General features: G+C 39.6%; 1 protein-coding gene. It reads right to left on the bottom strand.

The genetic code is table 11. From position 1 onward, the window contains the following. Positions 1–77 precede the first annotated feature (77 nt). Complete coding sequence (locus JCM9140_RS21910) at positions 78–1442, bottom strand: IS1182 family transposase (protein WP_034751801.1); 1365 nt, start codon at positions 1440–1442, stop codon at positions 78–80. Positions 1443–1567 lie beyond the last annotated feature (125 nt).

The following is a 1567-nucleotide window of genomic DNA, read 5'->3' as shown; positions in this document are numbered from 1 at the left end:
TGAATCAATTTCATAAAGCCTATCTAAAGAAGTGCATAAGGCCCCACAATATTGATTATGGATTTTTAAAACGGGAATTAAGCCGCCTGTAACCTGTCCTTTTTAGAAATTGACTTAGCGATACGATCACACGCGAGCTTCGCTCCGTTATAAACCAATTGTGTCAAATCAAAATGCACCTTTGCTCTTTTTCCTGTACGAAAACGAACATTGTTTAATTGGAAAAATTCTTTGAGATAAGCAATGACCCGCTCGACTGCACTTCGTTGCTTGTAGATTGTTTTCCACGCTTTTGAACCACGGGCTGGAGCTGTGTAACGACGTAAATTAGTCGTGATTTTCACTTTATAAACCTTTTGACATAACGTATCCTGTGCTAACGGACAGTCTTTACACTCTTTAGGCTGTGTGTATTTTAACGTCTCGTAAGTAGAATCGTAACTATCGTAGCGATACGAATGTTCGCGAACACAGGTAGGGGCAAAATGCTGATCAAACCCTTCTAACTCTGATTCGTTTTTCTTGTTGTAAGCAATGATGGATTGAGCACCTAGTCGATAGATTTGTTCGTATATTGCAGGATAGTCATACCCTGCATCCAATGTGCTGAAAGAAATCGGAAGTATAGAGAGTCCATCTTTAATCCCTTTTAATAAAGGGATTGCGGCTTTTCCATCGTTTAGATTTCCAGACGAAAAGAGCGATTGAAGGATATATTGGCTTTTGGTTCCAACCGCAAAGTGTCCTTTGTAACCAAACCAAAAAACGTTCTTTCCTTCACTATTTTTCTTGATCCCCCATTTAGGATCTAGAGGTACAGCTGACCGCAATTCAGCTAAAGATGAATCAAGTTGAGCTTCAATCTTTTTCTCATAAAGTGGCAATGCCGCTTCGCGTTCAGCTTTTTCTTGAAGCCATTTTTCTTGTTCTTCTTTTGATTTACGACCACGCTTTTTAGGGTCAGTTTTTGGCTTTTCTTCTTTCGCTGGTGCTTGGTCACGTGCTTCAATGTGAGTTGCGTCAATGGCTACTGTATCATCAGTGATGAAACCTTCTAGAATAGCTTGAAGGATTTGTGTTTCTTGTACACGTTCAAGGATGTCGGAATCAGCCAACTTCGTGAGCATTCTCGAATAAGATGCTTCGGAAGGAATCGCATCCGAAAGCAGAAATCCACAATCTAAACGGAACATATAGTCATTCTTTAAACGTTTAATAAGATCTTTAATCGTAGGAATACGTTCAAGAATTCTAGCTGTAAGTGAGTAAATCATCGCTGCGTAGTTAAGCTGCACAGGTGCACCATAAAGGGCTTTTTTCGAGACAACAGCTAGAATCGGATCAATCTCAATTGTTGAAAATACCGCTTCAAAACGGTGGGTAGGTTGTAAATCATATAAATCTTGCAGGTCAAATAGGCTTCCTTGTCGTATAATAGTCATAAGGGAGTCTTCCTCCAGTCGTTAGTTTTGTGTGGTAACTTACTAATTCGACTTTTGGGGAGGTACTCCTTTTTTCGTGTCTTGAAAGCCTTACGAGACTAAGGGTTCAAATTGTGAAATTTATT

The organism is Halalkalibacter wakoensis JCM 9140, from assembly GCF_000513095.1.
GTDB lineage: Bacteria > Bacillota > Bacilli > Bacillales > Bacillaceae_D > Halalkalibacter > Halalkalibacter wakoensis.
The sequence above is the reverse complement of the archived record's forward strand: the minus strand, read 5'-3'. Positions and strand labels throughout refer to the sequence as shown.